Raw genomic sequence first — 23,084 nt, forward strand, 5'->3', positions numbered from 1 at the left:
TCAGCGCGGGGTGCTGACGGCGGCCTCGCCCGTACCGTCGGCCGGCGGCTCGCCGTCGGCGAGCCCGGCGACGGCGGCCGCGAGGACGACCATCGCGGCCAGCGTGGTGAGGCTGCCGGCCCGGGCGAGGACGGTGAACGTCCGTGCCGCCGTGGTGACCGGTCGCGCCGTGCCCCGGTGCCGGCCGGGTGCGCCGGCTCGGTGGCCGGCCTCCGGGGCCGGTCGCGGGGCCGGGACCTGCGGGATCTGCGGGACCGGTCCGGCGGATCCGACGGGACGGCGCGGGCTCGGGATGCGGACGACGGGCGCGGACATGACGATCACCACGATCTCGGGGGAGTCGATACGGGTTCTTCGGGACCCGGTGCGCGCCGCCGGTTCCTGCTTCTGCCCGTCTTGTCGTGTCGGACGTTCACCTTGTTATCCGGTGACGGCATCCGCCAATCGTCGGAGTGACTACTCCACCCGTGTGGCTGACGGGAACACCCGTACGCCGATCGGAACGTGACTACGAGTCACGCTTTGTCACTCCGATGCGGCACCCTGCTCCGGGATCCCGGCCAGCTGGTCGCGCAGCTCCCGCTTGAGCACCTTGCCCGCCGCGGAGACCGGGATCGCCTCCACCACGTGCACCTCGCGCAGGCGTTGGTAGGGCAGCAGCCGGGCGTTCAGCTCCTCGACGGCGGCACGGGCGTCGGCCTCGGTGGGCCCGGTGAGGAACGCGACCGGACGCTCGCCCGCCACGCCGGCCGGCCGGCCGACGACCGCGGCGCCCGTCACGCCGGGCACGGCGAGCAACCGCTCCTCCAGGTCGCGGGGGTACACGTTGTAGCCCTTGTGGAGCAGCATGTCCTTGAGCCGGTCGACGATCCGGAGGAAGCCGTCGTCGTCGAGGACGCCGACGTCGCCGGTGTGCAGCCAGCCGTCGCCGTCGAAGGCGGCCGCGGTGTCCGCGGGCCGGCCCAGGTACCCGCCGGTGACCTGCGGGCCGCGGATCCACACCTCGCCCTCCGCGCCGGGCCCGAGCTCCTCGCCGTCGTGGCCGGAGATCCGGATCTCGGTTCCCGCGACCGGCAGCCCGACGGTGCCCGGCCGGCGCGGTGCCGAGCGGCCGGCCGGCCCGAGGGTGGCGGCCATCGTGACCTCGGTGAGGCCGTACCCCTCGCTGATCGCGAGGTCGTCGCCGAGCCACTCGCGCAGCCCGGCGATGATCCCGGTGGGCAGCGGCGCCGCCCCGGAGGTCAACGACCGGACCGAGGACAGGTCCCCGGCGGCGGCGCGGTGGGCGAGCAGCGCGGCGTACACCGGCGGCGCCCCGGACATCGACGTGACCGCGAACCGGGTCGCGTCGGCGAGGTACGCCTTCGGATCGAAGCGGCCGTGCACGATCGTGAGGCTCCCGGCGAGCAGGCACGTTCAGCCCGCCGATCGTGCCCATCGCGTGGAACCACGGCGCGATGCCGATCGCGCGGCCGGAACCGAGGGGCGTCGGGAACTCCTCGGGTGGGCCGGGATCGACCAGCACGACGCCGGGGCCGTGCGCGGTGTCGCGGACACCCGGGCTCGCGCCGGTTCCCCAGCAGGCGGACTGCAACGCGTTGGTCAGCACGTTCCGGTGGGTCACCCGGACGCCCTTGGACCGGCCGGTCGTCCCGCCGGTGTAGGCGAGGTGCGCGAGATCGGTGGCCGGGTCGAGATCGAGGTCGGTGCCGGGCGGGGCCGTGGGCCGGCCCTCGAGGAACGCGTCCAGGTCGGTCGCGTCGGTGGGCACCTCACCCGGTCCCGTCGCGAGGACCCGCTTCAGCGCGGTCCCGGGCCGCGCGGCGAGCAGCGCGGGCAGCGCCGCGCCCCACGACAGGGCGGCCACCGCGCCGGAGTCGGCGAGCTGGGCCCCGAGATCGGCGGGGGCCAGCAGCGGGTTCGCCGGGGTCACGGTCGCCCCGGCGAGCAGCGTGCCCCAGTAGGCGACCGCGTACTGCGGGCAGTTCGGCAGGTGCAGGGCGACGACGTCGCCGCGGCCGATGCCGTCGGCGTGCAGCGCGTGCGCGAACGACGACGCCCGGGCCAGCAGCCCGGCGAACGACAGCTCGTGCCCGGCGTGGTGGAGCACCGGGGCGTCGCCGAACGCGGCGGCGGCGCCGCGCAGCTGCGCACCGGCCGGCAGGGCCGGCACGTCGAGGGCGGGAGCGGGGGAGCGGACGATCATGCGAGCACGGCCTTTCCGGCGTCGGCGGTCAGTGGCAACCGGGTGATCCCGTTGATGAACATCGAGCGCAGCCGGCGCGGCTCCCCGGTGACGGCCACCCGCGGCGCCCGGCGCAGCAGCTCGGTGAACAGCACGGTCAGCTGGCGGCGGGCCAGGTGCGCGCCGAGGCAGAAGTGCGGGCCGGGGCCGCCGAACCCGAGGTGCGGGTTCGGGGCGCGACGCACGTCGAAGGCCTCGGGATCGGCACCGTCCCGGCCGAACACCGCGGGGTCGCGGTTCGCCGACCAGTAGAACAACGCCGTCTTCGCCCCGGCGGGCAGCTCGGTGCCGCCGAGCACCGCGGGCTCGGAGAGCGTCCGGCGCATGTAGATCACCGGCGAGGCCCAGCGCACGACCTCCTCGACGGCGGTCGCCGTCACCCCCTCCGGATCGGCGAGCCAGGCGGCCCGCTGGTCCGGGTGGTCGGTCAGCAGTTGCAGGCCCCAGCTGGTGGCGTTGCGGGTGGTCTCGTTGCCGGCGACGACGAGCAGGACGAAGAAGCTCGCCAGCTCGTCCGGGGTGAGGCGCTCCCCGTCGATCTCGGCGTTGACCAGCGCGGAGGTGACGTCGCCGGTCGGGTCGGCCCGCCGGGCGTCGCCGAGCTCGCGCATCAGGGCGGCGAGCTCGCCGCCCGCGGTGAGCAGGGCGGTGGTGACGTCGGTGCCCTCGGGCACGAACTCCGGGTCGCCGGCGCCGAGGATCACGTTGGACCGGTCGTAGACGAACCGGTGGTGGCTGGCCGGGATGCCCATCATGTCGCAGATCGTCCGCAGCGGGAGCCGCGCGGAGACGGTCTCGACGCCCTCGCACTCCCCGGCGGCCAGGAGGTCGTCGACGATCTCGCGGGCTCCCTGCTCGATGCTGCCCTGCAGGTCGGCGAGTCGTCGCGGGGTGAAACCGCGGGAGACGATCCGGCGGAGCCGCGCGTGCCGCGGGTCGTCGGCGTTGATCATCGAGCCGAAGAACTCGAGGAACGCCGGCGGCATGTCGGCGACCGACGTCGCGCCCGGCCCGGACCGGAAGACGCCCGGTGCGCGGCTCGCCTCGACGATCTCGTCGTAGCGGGTGAGGGCGTAGTAGCCGGGGCCCGGATCGGGGACGGGCGAGGGCGGCTGCTCGAACCAGGGGATGCCGGGCGCCTCGCGCAGGGCCGCGAACCCGGCGGCGCGCTCGCGGATCGGGGCGGTCCAGGCGCCGTCGATGTCCGAGAGGTCGAACGGGTGGGTGGTCGCGTCCGGCATCGTCGCCGTCCCTCCTGCCGCGCAGGCGCGGCAGTCCGAGGCTAGGCAGCGTGCGTGGCGCGCGTCACGGCCCGGGCGTGCCAGCGGCGGACCGGAGGGGACAGGGTCTCCGGTCCGCCCCCGCCCTCGGGCGGGAACGCCTCAGGAGGGCGGTGGCAGCAGGCCGCGGCGGTAGGCGGGGACGAGCCGGCGCGGCACCAGGTGCCGGCGCCCCTCCAGGGTGAGCGGCACGAGGTCCGGCGTCTCGGCCTTCCACTGCGACCGGCGGTGCCGGGTGTTCGCGCGCGACATCCGCCGCTTGGGGACGGCCATCAGTGCTCTCCTTCTCGATCGGTTCCGGTGGTCGGGTCGCTGCGCGCCGGTTCGGGGTCCGCGCAGGGTTCGTCGTGGGCCCAGCCGAAGGGATCGGGCAGCTCGGCCCAGGCGGCCTCGCCGGCGGCGATCTCGGCGTCGGTCAGCAGGGCGAGGCGCAGGGCGGCGTCGACGTCGTCGGGGTCGGCCTCGTGGCACAGCACCACGAGGTCCTGGGCCCGGTCACCCCAGCGCGGGTGCCAGGACAGGGCCGCCATCGCCCGCCGCTGGTCGCCCGCCTCGGCCCAGGCCTGCTCGTCGGCGCCGTCCAGCCAGTCGCCGGCGTGCCCGATCCGCAGCCCGCCGCCCGCGCTCTCCAGCCAGAGGACGGCGTCCGGCCGGGTGGCCAGCCAGACCCGTCCCCGGGTCCGCACGACGCCGTCGAGCAGCGTGTCGATCGCGTCGTGCAGCCGGTCCGGGTGGAACGGCCTGCGCTCGGAGAACAGCAGCGTGCGGACGCCGCCCGACTCCTCCAGCGGAGGGGTGCCGCGCAACAGCGGATCGTGCACCCCGCCCGGGACGCCGCGGCGCGCGTCCGGGGCGAGGCCGTCGCAGAACAACCGGTGGTCGGCGGTGTCGGCGGTCAGCCGCGGCGCGGTGGGGGCGAGCCGGTCCAGGACGGCCGCGGTCCGCCCGGTCGCCGGCCCTCCGGCCGTCACGACGACGTCCGCGAACTCGGCCTGGCCGACGGCGAGCTGGGCGACCGTGCGCTCGTCGTCGGGCAGGGTGCTCAGGCCGCGCTCGGGCAGGGTCGCGTCGCCGGTGGCGTCGTCCAGCCAGGTGTCGGTGTCGAGCACGGCGACCACACCGCGCAGGTCGACCAGGTCGGCCGCGGTGCAGGCGGCACGGCCGTCGCCCGGCTCGAACAGCACCGCCCCGAGTGCCCAGCAGACCGGCTCGGGTTCGAGGCGCGGGTCAAGGTGCAGGACGACCCGGTCCACCGTGCCGGTCAGCGCGGCCAGCGTCGGCAGGACGTCCTCGCGGATCGTGCAGCTCACGCAGCCGTGTGCCAGCTCCAGCACGGTGCGTTCGTCGTCGGCACCGCGGCGCAGGCGCCGGTGCACCCGGCCGCGGCCGAGGTCGTGCAGCTCGTGGTGCAGCACGACGACGCCCGGGTCGAGCTCCCGCATCCGTCCGATCGTCCGCTCGACCCCGTCGCGCACGGTCCCGCACAGGACCACCAGCTCGGTCATGACTTCCCTCCCGGGGCTCGGGCCTGATGACGGTCGGGTGTAGCGTAAACGAAAACGATTCCCATGTTGAGAGGAGGGCTCCGATGGCGAAGACGACCGATGTCCGGCCGATCGTGAAGCTGCGGTCGACGGCCGGCACCGGCACGACCTACGTGACCCGCAAGAACCGGCGGAACGACCCGGACCGGCTGGTCCTGCGCAAGTACGACCCGAAGCTGCGCCGCCACGTCGAGTTCAAGGAGGAGCGCTGATGCCGTCCCGGAAGACGACGCTGCGCCCGGCCCGCCGCAAGGCCAACCCGCTGAAGGTCCGCGGGATCGAGCACGTGGACTGGAAGGACGCGGCGCTGCTGCGCACGTTCATCTCGGACCGCGGCAAGATCCGGGCCCGCCGGGTGACCGGGCTGACGGGCCGGCAGCAGCGGCAGGTGGCGCTCGCGATCCGCAACGCGCGGGAGATGGCCCTGCTGCCCTACCCGCACGCGGGGCGGTGACCGATGTCGCGTCGTTGTGACCTGACCGGCCGCGAGCCGTCGTTCGGGAAGGCCGTGTCCCACTCCCACCGCCGGACGAGCCGGCGCTGGGACCCGAACGTGCAGTCGAAGCGCTACTGGTTCGCCGACGAGGGGCGCTGGGTCCGGCTGACCCTCTCGGCGAAGGGGATCAAAACAGTGGACCGGATCGGCGTGCCCGCGGCCGTCGCCCGGATCCGCGCGAACGGGGTGAGGGTCTGATGGCCACGCAGGGGCAGATCGCCAAGAACGAACGGCGCAAGGAGATCGTCGCGCGGTACGCCGAGCGGCGGGCCGAGCTCAAGGCGGTGATCGCGCGCCCGTCGGCGACCGGGGAGGAGCGGGCGGCCGCCGCCGCCGAGCTCCGCCGCCAGCCGCGGGACGCCAGTGCCACCCGGGTCCGCAACCGCGACTCGGTCGACGGTCGTCCGCGGGGTCACCTCCGCAAGTTCGGGGTGTCCCGGGTCCGGCTGCGGGAGCTGGCCCACGACGGGGCGCTGCCCGGCGTCCGGAAGTCGAGTTGGTGAAACCGGCCTGACCAGCGCGGACAGGGTTCCGGGGACCCCCGGATCGGGGCCCCGGAACCGCCGTGTAAAGTTCTTCCAGTCGGTGAGCGGAGAGCGCAGTACCACTCCCGCTGACCGCTGCCGCCCCCTTAGCTCAGTCGGCAGAGCGTCTCCATGGTAAGGAGAAGGTCTACGGTTCGATTCCGTAAGGGGGCTCTGACTGAACTTCAGAGCTGACACAGGCGAGCTCTGTATGACGGTGTAGCTCAGTTGGTAGAGCAAGCGGCTCATAATCGCTGTGTCGCCGGTTCAAGTCCGGCCATCGTCACCACGTTGGCGAAGTATTCCGATCATCCTGCTGGGAGGCACCCGCGATGGCCAAGGCCACGGACGTGCGGCCGAAGATCACTCTGGCCTGCGAGGAGTGCAAGAACCGCAACTACATCACCAAGAAGAACCGGCGGAACGACCCCGACCGGCTCGAGATCAAGAAGTTCTGCCGGAACTGCGGCACCCACCGGGCGCACCGCGAGACCCGCTGAGCGTGGTCGACCAGTCCTGGGTCGGGCGTGAGCTCGACCCGGTCGGGCCGTACCAGGTCGGTCGGGAGAAGATCCGCGAGTTCGCCGTCGCCATCGGTGACGGCGATCCGCTGTTCCACGACCTCGACGCGGCTCGCGCGGCCGGGCACCCCGATCTCGTCGCTCCGCCGACGTTCCCGGTCTGCTTCACCATGCCGGTCATCGAGGAGTTCCTGAAGGACCCCGCGTTCGGCTGGGACTACACCCGCATGGTCCACGGTGACCAGCACATCGCGTACCGTCGGCCGATCCGCGCCGGCGACGAGCTGACCACGGTCGTGCACGTCGACGAGCTCCGCACCCGTGCCGGGAACCACATGCTGACCCTGCGCTGTGAGGTGTCCGACGCCACGGGCGAGCCGGTCGCCACCACGCGCAGCATGGTCGTCTCGCCCGCCGGGGAGGCCGGCGAATGACCGGCCGACTGACCCCGGAGACCGCCGCGGCGGTGCAGAAGGGCGACGACCTGCCGTCGTTCCAGGTGCAGGTCACGCGCTCGGACCTCGTCCGGTACGCCGCGGCGTCGGGTGATCTCAACCCGATCCACTGGAGCGACCGGATCGCCTCCGCCGCGGGCCTGCCCGGCGTCATCGCGCACGGGATGCTCTCGATGGCGCTCGCGGCCCGCGTGCTCACCGCCTGGACCGGCGACCCCGCGGCCGTGCTGAGCTACGGCACCCGCTTCACGCGCCCCGTCGTCGTCCCGGACGACGACACCGGCGCCACCGTCGAACTCGGCGGCACGGTGTCCGAGGTCCGGGAGGACGGTGACCGCCGGGTCGCCGTCGTCGACCTCCGGGCCGTGTTCGACGGGAAGACGGTGCTGGGCCGTGCCCGTGCCGAGGTCCTGCTGCCGTCGGCGCCGGACCGATAAGGACCCGGGGTGCGGGCCCGCCACGGCGGGTGCGTACACTCGAACCAGCCGGGTGCGCCGGATGATCGGTCGTGCCCGTCCCACCGCCTCTAGGGGTGGATCGGGGCAAAGGGGTGTAGCTCAATTGGCAGAGCAGCGGTCTCCAAAACCGCAGGTTGCAGGTTCAAGTCCTGTCACCCCTGCCACGACGCCGCAGGTCACCGGATGGCACGGTGGCGCGGCCGACGGCACGAACGGCGAAGCAGAGCAGGTTCTCCTCAGGAGGAGGACGTGACCGAAGGGCGGGCGGACGTCCGCCGCGTGCGGAGGGCGAACGCGTGAGCGACGAGCACGAGCCGGGGTCCGGGCAGGAGCGCCCGAGCAACGCCGCCGACCGTCGTGGGCGGCGGGCAGCCCGGTCCGGATCGGGTGAGACCCCGTCCAAGGGGCGGGTCACCCCGACCCGGGCGACGGCCACCAAGGAGAAGAAGGCGTCGCCGTTCGCGCGGATCGCCCGCTTCCTGCGTGAGGTCGTCGCCGAGCTCCGCAAGGTCATCTGGCCGAACCGTTCCCAGATGGTCAAGTACACCATCGCCGTCCTCGTCTTCGTGACGTTCATGGTGACCCTGGTGTTCCTGCTCGACTCGGCGTTCGCCGAGGGCGTCGCGCTGCTGTTCGGCAACTGACGCGAGCGGACCGGACCGACCGGTGACGACCCGACACCGATAAGGAAGCGAGTAGGACGTGACCTCCGACAGCAACGCGTACGACGAGACGGCCGACGAGGCCGCGCTCGACGCCGTCGCCGAGCACACGGCCGACGAGACGCTGCCCGAGCAGTCCGTCCAGGACGCCGACACCGAGGCGGCCCACGGTGACGACGCCGTCTCCGGCGACTACACCGCCGCCGACGACGAGTCGACCGCCGGTGCCGCCGCGGAGACGCTGGACGGTGCGGGCGACGAGCCGGCCGCCGACGCCGCGACCGACGAGAGCGACGGCACCGCGACCGACGAGCCCGCGGCCGACGAGCCGGCGGAGGACGTCGACCCGGAGGAGGAGCTGCGCGCCGCGCTGCGCCGCGCCCCCGGCGACTGGTACGTCGTCCACTCGTACGCCGGCTACGAGAACAAGGTGAAGTCGAACCTCGAGACGCGAGCACAGACCCTCGACGTCGAGGACTACATCTTCCAGGTCGAGGTGCCGACCGAAGAGGTCACCGAGATCAAGAACGGGCAGCGCAAGAAGGTCCAGCGCAAGGTGCTGCCCGGCTACATCCTGGTGCGGATGGAGCTGAACGACCAGTCCTGGGGCGCGGTGCGGAACACCCCGGGCGTGACCGGTTTCGTCGGTGCCACGTCCAAGCCGTCGCCGCTGACCGTCAACGAGGTCGTCAAGTTCCTGCTGCCCAAGACCGAGGCCCCCAAGAAGGAGGCCGAGGCGGGCAAGCCGGCTGCCGCAGGCGCCGCCGCCACCACCGGTGGATCCTCCACCGTCGAGGTCGACTTCGAGGTCGGCGAGTCGGTCACCGTCATGGACGGGCCGTTCGCGACGCTCCCCGCGAGCATCAGCGAGGTCAACATCGACGCCCAGAAGCTCAAGGTGCTGGTCTCGATCTTCGGCCGGGAGACCCCGGTCGAGCTCGGGTTCAACCAGGTCTCCAAGATCTGAGGCACCGCTGAGGACGCCCGTGGCGAGGCAGGGCCGCGCGGCGCGCACATCGATCACGACAGGACCAGGACATGCCCCCCAAGAAGCGGAAGCTCTCCGCGATCATCAAGCTCCAGATCCAGGCCGGCGCCGCGACGCCGGCCCCGCCGGTCGGCCCCGCGCTGGGTCAGCACGGCGTGAACATCATGGAGTTCTGCAAGGCCTACAACGCGGCGACCGAGGCCCAGCGCGGCAACGTCGTGCCGGTCGAGATCTCCGTGTTCGAGGACCGCTCGTTCACCTTCGAGCTCAAGACCCCGCCGGCGGCGAAGCTGCTGCTCAAGGCCGCGGGCGTCGACAAGGGCTCCGGCGAGCCGCACAAGACCAAGGTCGCCACCGTCACGATGGCGCAGGTCCGCGAGATCGCCGAGACCAAGATGAGGGACCTCAACGCCAACGACCTCGACCAGGCCGCCAAGATCATCGCCGGCACCGCCCGGTCGATGGGCATCACGGTCGACGGCTGACGAACCCTCCCGTACGCGTGGGAGAGCCGGGCGCGGCTCGAACCACGACCTGACCTCCAAGGAGACGAGGACAGATGGCACAGCGCAGCAAGGCCTATCGCGAGGCCGCCGCGAAGATCGACGCGGACCGCCTCTACTCGCCGCTCGCGGCGACCAAGCTGGCCCAGGACACCTCCAGCCGCAACACCGACTCGACCGTCGAGGTCGCGCTGCGGCTGGGTGTCGACCCCCGGAAGGCGGACCAGATGGTCCGCGGGACCGTGAACCTGCCGCACGGTACCGGCAAGTCCGTCCGGGTGATCGTGTTCGCCACCGGTGACAAGGCCGTCGAGGCCGAGGCCGCCGGTGCGGACGCCGTGGGCGCCGAGGACCTGATCGAGCGGATCCAGGGCGGGTGGCTCGAGTTCGACGCCGCCATCGCGACCCCGGACCAGATGGCCAAGGTCGGCCGGATCGCGCGCATCCTGGGCCCGCGTGGCCTGATGCCGAACCCGAAGACCGGCACCGTCACCCCGGACGTCACCAAGGCCGTCAACGAGATCAAGGGCGGCAAGGTCAGCTTCCGGGTCGACAAGCAGGCCAACCTGCACATGATCATCGGGAAGGCCTCGTTCGACACCGACAAGCTGGTGGAGAACTACGGCGCCGCCCTCGACGAGATCATGCGGCTCAAGCCGTCGGCCGCCAAGGGCCGCTACGTCAAGAAGATCACCTTCTCGACGACCTCCGGCCCGGGCATCCCGGTCGACCCGAACCGCACCCGCAACCTCCTCTCGGAGGACGCGGAGGAGACGGTCTGATCTCCTGACACCACGCACGACGCCCCCGGTTCCGCTCGCGGAGCCGGGGGCGTCGTCGTGTGCCGGGGCGGTGCGCTCAGACCCAGTCGGCGAGGACGGCGTCGACGTCCTCCGGGCCGGTGCCCTGCGTCGCGGTCGCGGTGCCGGTCCGGGAGAACCGGGGCGCGGGCGCGGCCTGCGGGACGCCGTCCGCGGTGACGATCGTGCCCCGCGCGGCCAGGTGCGCGTCCTCGGCGGCCTCGCCGAAGGAGAGTACCGGGGTGGTGCAGGCGTCGGTGCCCTCGAAGACCGCGGCCCACTCGTCCCGCGGCTTCGACGCGAACACCTCGGTGAAGCGGGCCCGCATCGCGGGCCAGCCCGCCCGGTCGTACTGGTGGCCGAGCTCGTCGTCGGTCAGCCCGAGACCGGTGAGGAGCTGGGCGTAGAACTGCGGCTCCAGCGCCCCGACGGCCATGTACCCGCCGTCGGCGCAGGCGTAGGTGTCGTAGAACGGGGCGTGCCCGTCGAGCAGGTTGGAGTCCTTCTCGTCGGTCCACGCGCCCTGCCCGAGGAAGCCCCAGAACATCTGGTTCAGCACGCTGACGCCGTCGACCATCGCGGCGTCGACGACCTGGCCCTCACCGGACGCCCTGGCCTCCCAGAGCGCGGCCAGCACGCCGACGACCAGCAGCATCGAGCCGCCGCCGAAGTCGCCGACCAGGTTCAGCGGCGGGACCGGGCGCTCACCGGCACGCCCGATGGCGTGCAGCGCGCCCGTCATCGAGATGTAGTTGATGTCGTGCCCGGCGCGGGGGGCCATCGGGCCGTCCTGGCCCCACCCCGTCATCCGGCCGTAGACCAGCCGCGGGTTGCGGGTGCGGCAGTCGTCGGGCCCGACGCCGAGGCGCTCGGTGACCCCCGGCCGGTAGCCCTCCAGCAGGACGTCGGCCTTCTCGACCAGCCGCAGCACGGTCTCCCGGCCCGCGGGGTCCTTGAGGTCCGCGGTGACGGTGCGCCGCCCGCGGACCGTCGGGTCGGGCGCGTCGCCCGATCCCGGTGAGAACCCGCCGGACGGCCGGTCGATGCGGACCACGTCGGCGCCGAGATCCCCGAGGATCATCGCCGCGTGCGGTCCGGGCCCGATCCCGGCCAGCTCGATCACCTTCAGTCCGGCCAGCGGACCCTTGCCCCGTGTCACCCGGCAACCTCCTCGTCGCGTGTCGTCGCGGCGACGGTATCCCGGCGCCGCGGTGCAGGCGGGCTCAGGCCTTCAGCAGGTCGTCCCGCCCCTCGGCCTCCAGCTTCGCCTTGTACGGCCCGAACAGCTGCTTCGCCAGCGGGAGCAGCTTGAGCAGCTTCGAGACCGGGCCCTTCGCCCGCACGTCACCCTTGGCCATCGCGACCGGCAGGACGACCTTCCCCAGCCAGAACTTGTTGCCGGTGTCGGCCGACATGAACAGCTCGATGTTGGGCGCGGGGCCGTTGCCTGCGCCGGTGTGCAGCTCGGAGTTCGGCATGTCGACCGTGACCACCGCGTCCGGCTTCGTGTAGGTGATCCGCAGGACGACCCCGGACGGCTGCAGCGAGGCCACCAGCTGCGGGTCCTCCAGACCGATCCGGAAGACCCCGCCCAGGTACTCGTAGACCTCGGCCTCGTCGGCGAACACGGCCATCAGCGCCTCCTCGCGAGATGTGCGGCGGGCACGGACGTGCCCGTGACCGTGGGGGAGTCTGGCGGCAGCGGGCGGCGCGGCCCAGCCGATCACCGGGCCACGTCTGGCCCGCCCGGGCCGTCCCGCCCGGAACGGCTCAGGGCCGGTCGGCCGGGTCCTCGTCGAGCAGCCCGCAGCGCCCGGCCAGCGCGGCGGCCTCGATCCGGTTCGTCGCACCCAGCTTGTGCAGCAGCGACGCGATCATGCGCTTCGCCGTGCGCTCGCTCACCAGCAGCGGCCGGGCGATGTCGGCGGTCTCCAGGCCACGGGCGAGCAGTGTCCACAGCTCGATGTCGCGGTCACCGAGCCGGTCGAGCAGGCCGTCGGCGGTGCGGTCGGAGGCCGCGAGCAGCGCGTCGAGCAGCTCGGCCCGCAGCACCCGCACCCCGGCGGCGATCGACAGCAGCGGCGCGACGAGCACCTCGGGGTCCGCCGACTTGCCGAGGTAGCCGTCCGCACCGGCCCGCAGCGACGCCGCGGCCAGGTCGAGGTCCTCGGTGCCGGACAGCGCGAGCACCTTCGTCGCGGGGTACGCGGCCTTGATCCGGCGGATGGTCTCCACCCCGCCGAGCGGTGGCAGGGCCAGGTCGACGATCGCGATCCCCGCACGGTGCTTCCCGACGAGCGCGACCGCCTCCTCCCCGGCGGTGGCCGACCCGGCGACCCGGAAGGTGTCACCGGCGCGGGACTCGAGCAGCAGGGCGAGCCCCTGGGAGAAGAGGGCGTGGTCGTCGACGATGACGACGACGTGCGGCTCGGCGGGCACGGCCGCGAGCCTAGTGTGGGCGCGCCAGCCGTCGTCGCACCGGGAGAGCGGGGCCGTCCAGGATGACCACCAGCACCGCCGCCACCAGGCCCTCCGACCAGCTACCGGAGCGGACGACCGAGGAGCGCACGGCCGTCGTCCTGCGGTTGTGCGTGGTGCTCGCGGCGGTCGTGCTGATCGTGCTGCGCCCCGAGCTCGCCGGGGAGCGGGTCGTCCTCGCCACGGTGCTGATCGGGCTGACGGCGGTCTACGCCGCGGTGCTGGCGGCGACGTCGGTGCTGCGCGGGACCCTGCCGGTCCGCCCGGCCGTGCTGACCGGGCTGGACGGGGTGCTCGGCGTCGTCGCGTGCTGGCTGACCGGCGGTCTGGCGAGCCCGATGGTCGCGACCCTGCCGCTGGTCGTCATCGCGATCGCGCTGCGCGGCGGTGACCGGGTCGGCCGGGCCGCCGCCCTCGCGCTCGGGGCCGGGTACACCGCGGCGGCGCTGTTCGGCTCGGCAACGGGCACGTCGCTGCTCGGCCGGGTCGTCGCCGGCGTATGGTGGACCGGGTTCCTGTTCGCGACGGCCGTGCTCGTCGGGGTGCTGGTCCGGCTGCTGGAACGCCAGCTCGCCGACATCGCCACCACCCGGGCCCGTGCCGAGAGCGAGCACGAGCGGTACCTGTCCGAGCGGGAGCTGCGCGACCGGATCGTCTCGCAGAGCCGGGCCCGGCTCGACGGGGCGCGGGTCGTGCTGCACGAGTTCCGCACCCCGGTCGCCTCCCTGACCGCGCTCTCGGCCGACCTCGCCCAGGAACGGCTGACCGGTGACGCCGCCCGGACGGCGTCGCGGCTGCTCGCCGACCACGCCGCCCACCTGCAGGACATGCTCGACGGGCTGGCCGATCTCGCCGTCGCCGACGGCAGCCCGCTCGGCCGCAACCGGCCCCGCCGGATCCCGCTCGCCGATCTCGCCGACGCCGTCCTCGACTCGGCCGGGATCAGCGCGGAGCGGCGGCGCCCCGTCGTCACACCGCCCGACGCCGCCGTCCACTGCGACCCGCAGCGGCTGCGGCGGCTGCTCACCAACCTCGCCGAGAACGCCGCCCGGCACAGCGGCGACGAGCCGGTGGACCTCCACCTGGCACACGACGGCGCCACCCTCACCGCCGAGGTCCGCGACCGCGGCCCCGGCCTGCCCGAGGGGCAGGAGGGCGTGGTGACGGCGAAGGGCGTGGCGCTGGGGGAGCGGCGCGGCACCGCGGGGCTGGGCCTGTGGATCGCCGAGGCGCTCGCGTCGGCGATGGACGGCGAGCTCAGCCTGCTCCCGCGCGACGGCGGCGGGCTCACCGCACGCCTCACCCTGCCGCTCCCGCCGGCCTGACTCCCGTCGCCCGCCGGGTGGCACCCGGGGGCCAGCCGTGGCGCGGACGGCGGGTGTGGCCGCCGTCGCGAGCGGACCATCATCGGCCGCCATGCGGACGACGGCAGCGGTGCTGTGGGAACCGGGCGGCAAGTGGGAGCTCGAGGAGGTCGAGCTCGACGGGCCGAGCGCCGGTGAGGTGATGGTGGAGCTGACGGCCTCCGGGCTGTGTCACTCCGACGAGCACCTGGTCACCGGGGACCTCCCGGCCGTGCTCCCCATGGTGGGCGGGCACGAGGGCGCGGGCCGGGTGATCGAGGTGGGCCCGGGCGTCACCGACCTGGAGGTCGGCGACCCGGTCGTCATGACGTTCCTGCCGTCCTGCGGGCGCTGCCCGTACTGCGCCAAGGGCCTGCCGAACCTGTGCAACGACGGCGCGGGCGCCACCCTGGGCCCGCAGCTCGACGGCACCTACCGGTTCCACGCCCGTGGCGAGGACATCGGGCAGATGTGCCTGCTCGGCACGTTCGCGAAGCACACCGTGGTCCCCGTGAAGTCCGTGGTGAAGATCGACGAGGGCTTCCCGCTGGACCTGGCCGCGCTGGTCGGCTGCGGCGTGACCACCGGGTTCGGCTCGGCGGTGCGCACCGCCGAGCTGCGCGCCGGCGACGCGGCCGTGGTCGTCGGCGTCGGCGGGATCGGCGCGAACGCGGTGCAGGGCGCCCGGGTCGCGGGCTGCCGGTACGTCGTCGCCGTCGACCCGGTGGAGCTCAAGCGCGAGCGCGCGCGGGAGCTCGGCGCCACGCACGTCGCGGCGAGCATCGACGAGGCCTGGGAGATCGTCAGCGAGGTGACCCGCGGCCAGATGGCGGACGCCGCGATCCTGTGCACCGGCGTCGCGGCCGGCGCCGAGCTGCAGCCGCTGCTGCAGCTGGTCGGCAAGCGCGGCCGGGTCGTCGTCACCGCGCTGGCGAACGCCGAGGAGGAGACGGCGACGCTGTCGTTGCTGGACCTCACCCTCTACGAGAAGCAGATCCGCGGCGCACTGTTCGGCAGCTCGGCCGCTCAGCACGACGTGCCGCGGCTGCTCGAGATGCACAACCTCGGGCAGCTCCGGCTCCGGGAGCTCATCACCCGGGAGTACACACTCGACCAGGTCAACGAGGGTTACGAGGACATGCGGTCGGGGCGCAACATCAGGGGACTGATCAGGTACCGGTAAGGCGACCACGGCAAGGGGGCCGAGCGTTGACCACCACCACGCGCACCATCGAGCACGGCAAGCGGGACGGGTTCGCGAGCCTGTCCGCGGGACGGCTGCGGGCCGACTCGTTCCCGATGCGGCTGTTCAGCAAGGGCAACGGGAAGCACTGGGACCCGTCGGCGATCGACTTCACGCAGGACGCCGAGGACTTCGCGGCGATGACCGACGACGAGCGCTGGCAGACCTGCGCGCTCGCCGCGCAGTTCATGGCCGGCGAGGAGTCGGTGACGCAGGACCTGCAGCCGTTCGTGGCCGCGATGGCCGCGGAGGGCAGGCTCGGCGACGAGATGTACCTGACCCAGTTCGTCTACGAGGAGGCCAAGCACACCCAGGCCTTCCGGCTGTGGTTCGACGCCGTCGGGATGACGGGTGACCTGCACTCCTACATCGAGCACAACGAGCACTACCTGGAGATCTTCACCCGGGCGCTGCCGGAGAGCCTGTACGCGCTCGCGGACGACCCGAGCCCTGCCAACCAGCTCCGCGCGTCGGTCACGTACAACCACGTCGTCGAGGGGACGCTCGCGCTGACCGGCTACTTCACCTGGCACAAGATCTGCGCCGAGCGCGGGATCCTCCCCGGGATGCAGAAGGTGATCAAGCACATCGGGGACGACGAGCGCCGCCACATGGCCTGGGGCACCTTCACCTGCCGCAGGCACGTCGCGGCCGACGACGCGCTCTGGGACGTCGTCGACGGCCGGATGCAGGAGCTCATGGTGCCGGCGATGGGTGTCGTCACCGGCACCGTCGACCGGTGGCCGGACGGGCAGGCGCCGTTCGGTATCGACCTGAACGAGCTGGCCGAGTACGCCATGGACAAGGTCGGACGACGGCTGGGCGCCATCGAGTCGGCCCGCGGCGCCGACCTGCTGACGATCGACGCCGACGCCGAACCCGAGCGGCTCGAGGAGCGGTTCCACGCCGAGGACCAGCGGATCCTCGCCGCGGCCGCCGCATCGTAGGAGGAACCAGGATGGACACCCGGCCCGGACGGTACGACCGGCGCGACGAGCTCGCGGCGATGGACCCGGAGGTCTCCTACGTCGAGATCTACCGGGCGCTGTCCGGGCTGGAGTTCCCCTGGGACGTCCAGCAGGCGCTGTCGCTGGCGTTGTTCCGCACCTACGCGGTGCCCTCGATCGGACGGCTGCTCGCCGGCACCGGCGAGTTCACCGGGCGGGTGCAGAAGCGCTACGACGACACCGCCCTGATCCTGGAGTCGGTGCTGGCGAACGGCTTCGACCACGTCGAGGGCCGGGCCGCGATCCGCCGGATGAACCAGATGCACCGGTCCTACGACATCTCGAACGACGACATGCGCTACGTCCTGGCGACGTTCGTCGTCGTCCCGCTGCGGTGGGTGGACCGGTGGGGCTGGCGCCGGCACACCGACGTCGAGCGGGTCGCGACCGCGAACTACTACCGGCGGCTCGGCAGGCACATGGGGATCAGGGACGTCCCCGAGACCTGGCAGGAGTTCTACGCCCTCCTCGACACCTACGAGGCCGAGCACTTCGGCTACGACCCGGGCGGCCGGGCCGTCGCCGACGCGACCCTCGGGCTGGCGACGACGTTCCCGCCGAACCACCTGCTGCCGGCGGCGCTGAGCCGCGGGTTCGTGCTGTCCCTCATGGACACACCGCTGCTCGACGCCCTCGGGTACCCGTTCCCGCCGAAGCCCGCCCGGATCGCCGCCGACCTGCTCCTGCGGGCGCGGGGCACCGTCGTGCGGCGGATGCCGGTGCGGACCGAGCCCTTCTCCGTCACGGAGTCGCCCAACATCCGCAGCTACCCGAGCGGCTACGACGTCCGGGAGCTCGGCACGTTCCCGACCTGCCCGGTCCGGCACGACGGGCCCCGCGACACCGCGGTCTGAACGGGGCCCGCCGGGCTCAGCCGACCAGGTCGCGGATCGTGCGCAGGTGCTCCGGCGACCCGTCCACGACCATGGTCGTGACCAGGGAGTCCCGGAACACCGGGAGCTCCTCGCGGATCTTCGCCTCCGGCCCGACGAGCGCCACCTGCTCCACCATCGACGTCGGCACGGCCTTCGCCGCCGCGTCCTTGTCCCCGGCCAGGTAGAGCTCCTGGATGCGGGCGCAGGTGTCGGGGTAGCCCATGCGGGCGAACACCTCGTAGTGGAAGTTCGCGCCCTTCGCGCCCATCCCGCCGATGTAGAGGGCGAGGAACGGGCGGATGCGGTCGGCGGCGGCCTCGACGTCGTCGTCGACGACGACCTGGACCATGCAGACGACCTCGAAGCCCGGCGGCTCCCCGCCGCGGGCGGCGAAGCCGGCGGCGAGCGACTCGCGGTAGTGGGCGTCGTGGCGGGGTGCGTAGAACAGCGGCTGCCAGCCGTCGGCGATCTCCGCGGCGAGGGCGACGTTCTTCGGGCCCTCGGCGGCGAGCAGGATCGGGAGGTCGGTGCGGTACGGGTGCAGTGTGGACCGCAGCGGCTTGCCCAGGCCGGTCCCGCCGGGGTGCGGGATCGGGTAGGCGGGTCCGCCGGAGACGACCTTCTCCCGGGCGATCGTGTCGCGCAGGATCCGCACGTACTCGCGGGTGCGGGCGAGCGGGCGCGGGTACGGCTGCCCGTACCAGCCCTCCACCACCTGCGGCCCGGACGCGCCGATGCCCAGCACCGTGCGCCCGCCCGACAGGTGGTCGAGGGTCATCGCCGCCATCGCCGTGGCGGTCGGCGTGCGGGCCGACATCTGCACGACCGAGGTGCCCAGCCGCATCCGCGTGGTCCGCGCCCCGAGCCAGGACAATGGTGTGAAGGCGTCCGAGCCGTAGGCCTCGGCGGTCCACATCGAGTCGAAGCCGAGGTCCTCGGCGGCGGCGACCTTCTCCGCGGTGCCGCGGGGCGGGCCCGCCGCCCAGTACCCCAGCGCGAGACCGAGCTTCACGACGCCTCCCCGAAGGTCACCGGCAGCCGTTTGATGCCGTTGATGAAGTTGCCCGCCAGCCAGACGGGTTCGCCGACCGACAGGTCCGGCACCCGGGTCAGCAGCTCGCCGAACAGCGACCGCAGCTGCATCCGGGCCAGGTGGCTGCCCAGGCAGAAGTGCGGCCCGCCCCCGCCGAAGCCGACGTGCGGGTTCTCCGCGCGGGTGACGTCGAACGCGTGCGGGTCGGCGAAGACGGACTCGTCGCGGTTGCCCGAGTGGTAGAACATCACGACCCGCTCGCCCTCGGCGATCCGCTGCCCGCGGATCTCGGTGTCGCGCGTCGCCGTCCGCCGGAAGGTGAGCACCGGGCTCGCCCAGCGCACGAACTCCTCGACCGCTGGCCCGATCCGGTCGTCGAACTCCTCGACGAGCAGCCGTCGCTGCTCCGGGTTCCGGTCGAGCGCGAGGACGGCGTGCGACGCCGTCTGCCGGGTGGTGTCGTTCCCCGCCACGCAGAGCAGGACGAAGAACGCGGCGATCTCCTCGTCGGTGAGCGACGCCCCCTCGACCTCGGCCTGCACCAGCGCCGTCATCAGGTCGTCGGCCGGCTCCTCGCGGCGCAGCGCCGACAGCTCGAACGACGCGGTGTGCAGCGTCATCAGCCCGTCGAGCAGGACGGCCATCGGGTCGCCGTCACCGATGAAGTCGGGGTCGTTCCAGCCGACCATCGCGTTGGCGGCGTCCGCGACCCGCTGCCGGTCCGGCTCCGGGATGCCGATCATCTCCGAGATCGTCCACATCGGGAGGCGGGCGGACACCGCGCCGACGAAGTCCACCTCACCGGGCTGTGCGAGCAGTTCGTCGACGATCAGGCGGGCCTGCTCGCGGATCTGGTCGGAGATCCGCTGGACCCGGCGCGGGGTGAACACCGAGGCGATCACCCGGCGCTGGCGGACGTGCCGCGGCGCGTCCATCGCGAGGATGGAGTGCGCCGCCTCGAGCATGTCCTCGGGGACGTCCTCGAGCATCACCCCGCCGAACCGCTGCCCGGAGGCGAACGTCTCGGCGTCGCGGCTGACCGCGGTGATGTCGGCGTGGGTGACCAGCGCCCAGAACCCGGGGGCGTCCGGATCGGGCAGCAGGTCGGTCTCGGCCGGCGGGTGCCAGGACAGCGGGCGTTCCCGGCGCAGCTCGGCGAACGACTCCTCGCGGGCGTCCGGTGGCCGCGCCCAGAACGCCCGGCTGGAGATGTCGACGGGGTCGTGGGCCCGTGCGGCCGTCACGACGCCACCAGCAGGTCGTCGCGGCCGTCGGCGCGCAGCCGCTCGGCGTAGACCGGGAACAGCCGCTTCGCCAGGGGCGCCAGCTGCAACAGCTTGGTCACGGTCCCCTCGACCTTCACCGTGCCGCGGGCCATGGCGAACGTGAGGTTGACCGTGCCCTGCCAGTAGGCGTTGGCGGTCGCGGTCGCCATCGTCATCGTGGCGTGGGCGTCCGGGGCGGCGGGGTCCGATCCTCGCCAGACCTTCCCGCCGGGGAGGTCGATGACCAGGGCGGAGTCGGGGTCGGTGCACTGCTGGCGCAGCACCAGACCGGTGGCGCGCAGCCGTGGTTCCAGGTCGGGATCGGCGAGTGCGGTCTCGAAGATTCCGCCGATGTAGCGGTACAGCTCGTCCTCGTCGGCGAAGCCGGGCACGTGTCCTCCACGTCGTCGTGTGAACCGGTCGTCCCGAACATAACGTAGAGTACGTTACTGTCAAACGGGTGGACGGCCCTCGCCCTCGGGGCGGGGTGGTGGGCCCGGATCCGTGGCAGGGTGGTCGCTCCGGAACGGGGCGCGACGAGAGCGGGGCGGCGCGAGGTGGCCAGGAGAGCGGGACGGCAGGTGGCCGCCGAGCAGTACTACGAGGCGGCCATGTCGATCCTCGCGCGGGACGGGGCCGCCGGGCTCAAGATCGGCCCGCTGTGCCGGTCGCTCGGCGTCACGAGCGGCTCGTTCTACCACCACTTCGGTGGCTGGGCGGGATTCGTCCGCGGTCTGCTGCGGTACTGGGAGGCCGAGCAGACCGAGCGGGTGGTCGAGCTGGCCAGGGCCACCGCGGACCCGGTCGAGCGGATGCTGGTGGTGAAGCGGCTGACGGTCGACCTCCGGCACGACGCCGAGGCGGCCATCCGCGCGTGGTCGCAGATCGACGCCGAGGTGGGCCGGGCCCAGTCCCGGGTCGACGTGCAGCGACGGATCGCGCTGGAGCAGGTCGTCGGTGCCGTCGTCGAGGACCGCGCGGAGGCGCACCGGCTCGCCGTCCTCGGCATCTCGCTGATGGCCGGCTTCCAGCAGACGTGCGACCCCCGTGACCGGGACCTGCTCCGGGTGCTGTTCGACGACTTCCAGCGCCTGATCCTCACCTACGCGCCCGAACATCTCCGGTCCGTGACGCCTCCGATCGGGTGATCATCCGGCCGGGTGTCCCGGCCGGTGCGGAACGGGGCGATCGGTGACGATCAGGCCGTTCGGACCAGTCCGATGGGCGTCGGAGAGCAACTGTTACCCACGGTCCGCTACATCGGTGACCGAAGACTGACGCACCGTCACCATAACGTAGAGCACGTTATGGAAACTGGCCGGACAGCTGGGGTACCTCCGAGTAACCCGGTGCCGTCCGTCTCGTTGTGCCGTTCAGCACCGAAGAGTGGCCCGCGCTCCCCGCGTACCCGGGCCCCCGGTGCGGACCGACGGTCGATTGCGCGAGGAGGCGACACGTGGCCGGTGTCGAGGTGAAGGTCGAGGGGCTGACCAAGTCCTTCGGTCGGGCCAACATCTGGTCGGACGTGACGCTGACCCTGCCCCCGGGCGAGGTGTCGGTGCTGCTGGGCCCGTCGGGTACCGGCAAGTCGGTGTTCCTGAAGACCCTGATCGGGCTGCTCAAGCCGGAGAAGGGGTCGATCATGATCCACGACACCGACCTCGTCCGATGCACGGAGTCGAAGCTCTACGAGATCCGGAAGCTGTTCGGGGTGCTGTTCCAGGACGGCGCGCTGTTCGGGTCGATGAACCTGTTCGACAACATCGCCTTCCCGTTGCGCGAGCACACGAAGAAGAGCGAGTCGCAGATCCGGGACATCGTGCTGGAGAAGATGGACCTGGTCGGCCTGCGCGGCGACGAGGGCAAGCTGCCGGGCGAGATCTCGGGCGGGATGCGCAAGCGGGCCGGGCTGGCCCGGGCGCTGGTGCTGGAGCCGGAGATCATCCTGTTCGACGAGCCGGACTCGGGTCTGGACCCGGTGCGCACGGCGTACCTGAACCAGCTGATCATCGATCTGAACGCGCAGACGGACTCGACGTTCCTGATCGTCACGCACGACATCAACACCGCGCAGACGGTGCCGGACAACATCGGCCTGCTGTACCGCAAGCACCTGGCGATGTTCGGTCCGCGGGAGGTCCTGCTGACCTCGGAGGAGCCGGTGGTCGCGCAGTTCCTCAACGGCCGTCGTGAGGGGCCGATCGGGATGTCGGAGGAGAAGGACGCGGGCCAGGCGGAGCGGGAGATGGCCGAGGCGGGGGAGCTGCAGGGCCTGCCGCCGCTCAAGCCGCAGCTCGAGGCGTCGTCGGGGATGCCCGACCGGCAGGCGGTGCACCGTCGCCGGGAGCGGGTCGAGGCGATGATGCACGAGCTGCCCGAGCCCGCCCAGCGGGCGATCCGGGAGTCCTACGGGGCCGCAGGCGGGTCCGGCTACGCCCGCCCCGACCTCCCCGCGAACGACGGCACGACCCGCGAGGTCGCACGTGACGGTGCCGGGTCCGACGAGCGGCCCACCGACATCCACCCGCGGATCACCGACGACACCACGCCGCCCGGGCGGCACCAGCTCTCCGGCGGCGACCGGTGACCGCGCCCAGCCCCGTCACCCGGGTCCTCTCCCCGGTCGGGAAGTTCATCGGCCTCGGCGCCGAGATCGGCAAGCAGTCGCTGCGGCGCCCGTTCCAGCTCCGCGAGCTGATCGAGCAGACCTGGTTCGTCACCAAGGTCTCGGCCCTCCCGACCGCGCTGTTCACGATCCCGTTCGGCGCGACGATCGCGCTGCTGCTGGGCGAGCTCACCCGCCAGTTCGGTGCGCAGTCGCAGACCGGTGCCGGCGCGGTGCTCGCGATCGTCCAGCAGGCGGCGCCGATCGTCACGGCGCTGCTCATCTCCGGTGCGGGCGGCAGCGCGGTCTGCGCCGACCTGGGCGCCCGCACGATCCGCGAGGAGATCGCGGCGATGGAGGTGCTGGGCATCTCGCCGATCCAGCGCCTCGTCGTCCCGCGGGTGCTCGCCATGGGCATCACCGCGGTGGTGCTCAACGGCCTGGCGACCTGCGTCGGCGTGAGCGGCGGCTACTTCTTCAACGTGATCATCCAGGGCGGTTCGCCCGGGGCCTACATCAGCAGCTTCTCGGCGATCGCCCAGGTCTCGGACATCGTCGTGTCGGAGATCAAGGCGTTCCTGTTCGGCATCGTGGCCGGCGTCGTCGCGGCGTTCCGCGGGCTGAACCCGCCCCCCGGCGCGAAGGGGGTCGGCGACGCGGTGAACCAGGCGGTCGTCATCTCGTTCGTGCTGGTGTTCCTGATCAACCTCGTGCTCACCGCGCTGTACCTCGAGCTCGTCCCGCCGAAGGGCTTCTGAC

28 protein-coding genes, 3 tRNA genes and 1 pseudogene are annotated in these 23,084 nt (G+C 72.8%); 21 read left to right on the forward strand and 11 right to left on the reverse strand.

Annotated elements, in window-relative coordinates; all coding sequences use genetic code 11:
- From AD017_RS16950 to mrf, 5 genes and pseudogenes are all read right to left on the reverse strand, one after another.
- Positions 1-315, reverse strand: a complete 315-nt coding sequence (locus AD017_RS16950; protein ID WP_139316881.1) for a hypothetical protein — start codon at positions 313-315, stop codon at positions 1-3.
- 210 nt (positions 316-525) lie between these two features.
- Positions 526-2,206: pseudogene (locus tag AD017_RS16955) on the reverse strand (class I adenylate-forming enzyme family protein).
- Entirely contained in the window at positions 2,203-3,486 is a 1,284-nt protein-coding gene (locus tag AD017_RS16960) for a cytochrome P450 (RefSeq protein WP_060574805.1), read from the reverse strand. Before AD017_RS16960 ends, AD017_RS16955 begins: the two are co-directional and overlap by 4 nt.
- 141 nt (positions 3,487-3,627) lie before the next feature.
- A complete protein-coding gene (gene rpmF, locus AD017_RS16965) occupies positions 3,628-3,798 on the reverse strand; it encodes a 50S ribosomal protein L32 (protein ID WP_010243198.1) in 171 nt (56 codons plus the stop codon).
- On the reverse strand, positions 3,798-5,030 hold the full coding sequence (gene mrf, locus AD017_RS16970; RefSeq protein ID WP_060574806.1) for a ribosome hibernation factor-recruiting GTPase MRF: 1,233 nt from the start codon (positions 5,028-5,030) through the stop codon (positions 3,798-3,800). The genes rpmF and mrf overlap by 1 nt, the downstream gene beginning before the upstream one ends.
- Positions 5,031-5,113: 83 nt before the next feature.
- Between mrf and rpmG (AD017_RS16975) the strand changes: the two genes are divergently transcribed.
- From rpmG (AD017_RS16975) to rplA, 14 genes are all read left to right on the forward strand, one after another.
- Entirely contained in the window at positions 5,114-5,281 is a 168-nt protein-coding gene (rpmG, locus tag AD017_RS16975; RefSeq protein WP_010243203.1) for a 50S ribosomal protein L33, read from the forward strand.
- The gene (rpsR, locus tag AD017_RS16980; RefSeq protein ID WP_060574807.1) at positions 5,281-5,523 is read left to right on the forward strand and encodes a 30S ribosomal protein S18; all 243 of its coding nucleotides are present in this window, start codon (positions 5,281-5,283) and stop codon (positions 5,521-5,523) included. The genes rpmG (AD017_RS16975) and rpsR overlap by 1 nt, the downstream gene beginning before the upstream one ends.
- 3 nt (positions 5,524-5,526) lie before the next feature.
- Positions 5,527-5,763 (forward strand): 50S ribosomal protein L28, encoded by a 237-nt coding sequence (gene rpmB, locus AD017_RS16985; RefSeq protein ID WP_060574808.1) that lies wholly within the window; start codon positions 5,527-5,529, stop codon positions 5,761-5,763.
- Positions 5,763-6,068: a 30S ribosomal protein S14 gene (rpsN, locus tag AD017_RS16990; RefSeq protein ID WP_060574809.1), complete on the forward strand. Its 306-nt coding sequence runs from the start codon at positions 5,763-5,765 to the stop codon at positions 6,066-6,068. The genes rpmB and rpsN overlap by 1 nt, the downstream gene beginning before the upstream one ends.
- A gap of 122 nt (positions 6,069-6,190) precedes the next feature.
- A tRNA-Thr gene (locus AD017_RS16995) sits at positions 6,191-6,263 on the forward strand.
- A gap of 39 nt (positions 6,264-6,302) precedes the next feature.
- Positions 6,303-6,378 (forward strand) — tRNA-Met (locus AD017_RS17000).
- Positions 6,379-6,421: 43 nt separating this feature from the next.
- The gene (gene rpmG, locus AD017_RS17005; RefSeq protein WP_029240095.1) at positions 6,422-6,589 is read left to right on the forward strand and encodes a 50S ribosomal protein L33; all 168 of its coding nucleotides are present in this window, start codon (positions 6,422-6,424) and stop codon (positions 6,587-6,589) included.
- Positions 6,590-6,591: 2 nt separating this feature from the next.
- Positions 6,592-7,044: a MaoC family dehydratase N-terminal domain-containing protein gene (locus AD017_RS17010; RefSeq protein WP_060574810.1), complete on the forward strand. Its 453-nt coding sequence runs from the start codon at positions 6,592-6,594 to the stop codon at positions 7,042-7,044.
- A complete protein-coding gene (locus tag AD017_RS17015; RefSeq protein ID WP_010243216.1) occupies positions 7,041-7,502 on the forward strand; it encodes a MaoC family dehydratase in 462 nt (153 codons plus the stop codon). Before AD017_RS17010 ends, AD017_RS17015 begins: the two co-directional genes overlap by 4 nt.
- Before the next feature lie 109 nt (positions 7,503-7,611).
- Positions 7,612-7,687: transfer RNA gene (locus AD017_RS17020), tRNA-Trp, on the forward strand.
- A 132-nt stretch (positions 7,688-7,819) separates the two neighbouring features.
- Positions 7,820-8,167: a preprotein translocase subunit SecE gene (gene secE, locus AD017_RS17025; RefSeq protein WP_010243218.1), complete on the forward strand. Its 348-nt coding sequence runs from the start codon at positions 7,820-7,822 to the stop codon at positions 8,165-8,167.
- A 58-nt stretch (positions 8,168-8,225) separates the two neighbouring features.
- Positions 8,226-9,152, forward strand: a complete 927-nt coding sequence (gene nusG / locus AD017_RS17030; RefSeq protein WP_060574811.1) for a transcription termination/antitermination protein NusG — start codon at positions 8,226-8,228, stop codon at positions 9,150-9,152.
- A 71-nt stretch (positions 9,153-9,223) separates the two neighbouring features.
- Positions 9,224-9,658, forward strand: a complete 435-nt coding sequence (gene rplK, locus AD017_RS17035; protein WP_010243222.1) for a 50S ribosomal protein L11 — start codon at positions 9,224-9,226, stop codon at positions 9,656-9,658.
- A 74-nt stretch (positions 9,659-9,732) separates the two neighbouring features.
- Positions 9,733-10,458, forward strand: coding sequence for a 50S ribosomal protein L1 (rplA, locus tag AD017_RS17040; RefSeq protein ID WP_010243224.1), 726 nt, complete (start codon positions 9,733-9,735; stop codon positions 10,456-10,458).
- A 76-nt stretch (positions 10,459-10,534) separates the two neighbouring features.
- On the opposite strand, the gene AD017_RS17045 is transcribed toward rplA, so the two are convergent.
- From AD017_RS17045 to AD017_RS17055, 3 genes are all read right to left on the reverse strand, one after another.
- On the reverse strand, positions 10,535-11,635 hold the full coding sequence (locus tag AD017_RS17045) for a CaiB/BaiF CoA-transferase family protein (protein ID WP_060574812.1): 1,101 nt from the start codon (positions 11,633-11,635) through the stop codon (positions 10,535-10,537).
- A 64-nt stretch (positions 11,636-11,699) separates the two neighbouring features.
- Positions 11,700-12,110 carry a hypothetical protein gene (locus AD017_RS17050; RefSeq protein ID WP_010243228.1) on the reverse strand — a complete coding sequence of 137 codons (411 nt, stop codon included), beginning with the start codon at positions 12,108-12,110 and terminating at the stop codon, positions 11,700-11,702.
- A gap of 136 nt (positions 12,111-12,246) precedes the next feature.
- Positions 12,247-12,915 (reverse strand): response regulator transcription factor, encoded by a 669-nt coding sequence (locus AD017_RS17055; protein ID WP_010243230.1) that lies wholly within the window; start codon positions 12,913-12,915, stop codon positions 12,247-12,249.
- Between the two features lie 62 nt (positions 12,916-12,977).
- Between AD017_RS17055 and AD017_RS17060 the strand changes: the two genes are divergently transcribed.
- The 4 genes from AD017_RS17060 to AD017_RS17075 all read left to right on the forward strand — a co-directional run bounded on the left by AD017_RS17060 (position 12,978) and on the right by AD017_RS17075 (position 17,401).
- Entirely contained in the window at positions 12,978-14,279 is a 1,302-nt protein-coding gene (locus AD017_RS17060) for a sensor histidine kinase KdpD (RefSeq protein WP_060574813.1), read from the forward strand.
- Positions 14,280-14,370: 91 nt separating this feature from the next.
- Positions 14,371-15,480, forward strand: coding sequence for an NDMA-dependent alcohol dehydrogenase (locus tag AD017_RS17065; RefSeq protein ID WP_010243234.1), 1,110 nt, complete (start codon positions 14,371-14,373; stop codon positions 15,478-15,480).
- Positions 15,481-15,506: 26 nt separating this feature from the next.
- Entirely contained in the window at positions 15,507-16,487 is a 981-nt protein-coding gene (locus AD017_RS17070) for a R2-like ligand-binding oxidase (protein ID WP_010243236.1), read from the forward strand.
- An 11-nt stretch (positions 16,488-16,498) separates the two neighbouring features.
- Complete coding sequence (locus AD017_RS17075) at positions 16,499-17,401, forward strand: oxygenase MpaB family protein (protein ID WP_060574814.1); 903 nt, start codon at positions 16,499-16,501, stop codon at positions 17,399-17,401.
- Positions 17,402-17,417: 16 nt separating this feature from the next.
- Here the strand turns inward: AD017_RS17075 and AD017_RS17080 are convergent, their stop codons facing one another.
- From AD017_RS17080 to AD017_RS17090, 3 genes are read right to left on the reverse strand one after another with little or no spacing between them, the layout of a single operon-like run.
- A complete protein-coding gene (locus AD017_RS17080) occupies positions 17,418-18,434 on the reverse strand; it encodes an LLM class F420-dependent oxidoreductase (RefSeq protein WP_060574815.1) in 1,017 nt (338 codons plus the stop codon).
- A complete protein-coding gene (locus tag AD017_RS17085; protein WP_060574816.1) occupies positions 18,431-19,699 on the reverse strand; it encodes a cytochrome P450 in 1,269 nt (422 codons plus the stop codon). Before AD017_RS17085 ends, AD017_RS17080 begins: the two co-directional genes overlap by 4 nt.
- Positions 19,696-20,112, reverse strand: a complete 417-nt coding sequence (locus AD017_RS17090; protein WP_060574817.1) for an SCP2 sterol-binding domain-containing protein — start codon at positions 20,110-20,112, stop codon at positions 19,696-19,698. The genes AD017_RS17085 and AD017_RS17090 overlap by 4 nt, the downstream gene beginning before the upstream one ends.
- A 189-nt stretch (positions 20,113-20,301) precedes the next feature.
- Here AD017_RS17090 and AD017_RS17095 point away from each other — a divergent pair, with 189 nt between their 5' ends.
- From AD017_RS17095 to AD017_RS17105, 3 genes are all read left to right on the forward strand, one after another.
- Positions 20,302-20,868, forward strand: coding sequence for a TetR/AcrR family transcriptional regulator (locus AD017_RS17095; RefSeq protein WP_145982522.1), 567 nt, complete (start codon positions 20,302-20,304; stop codon positions 20,866-20,868).
- Positions 20,869-21,176: 308 nt separating this feature from the next.
- Positions 21,177-22,307, forward strand: a complete 1,131-nt coding sequence (locus AD017_RS17100) for an ABC transporter ATP-binding protein (RefSeq protein WP_060574818.1) — start codon at positions 21,177-21,179, stop codon at positions 22,305-22,307.
- A complete protein-coding gene (locus AD017_RS17105) occupies positions 22,304-23,083 on the forward strand; it encodes an ABC transporter permease (protein ID WP_060574819.1) in 780 nt (259 codons plus the stop codon). The genes AD017_RS17100 and AD017_RS17105 overlap by 4 nt, the downstream gene beginning before the upstream one ends.
- Position 23,084: the final 1 nt, after the last annotated feature.

It is taken from the genome of Pseudonocardia sp. EC080619-01 (genome assembly GCF_001420995.1).
Classification (GTDB): Bacteria; Actinomycetota; Actinomycetes; order Mycobacteriales; family Pseudonocardiaceae; genus Pseudonocardia.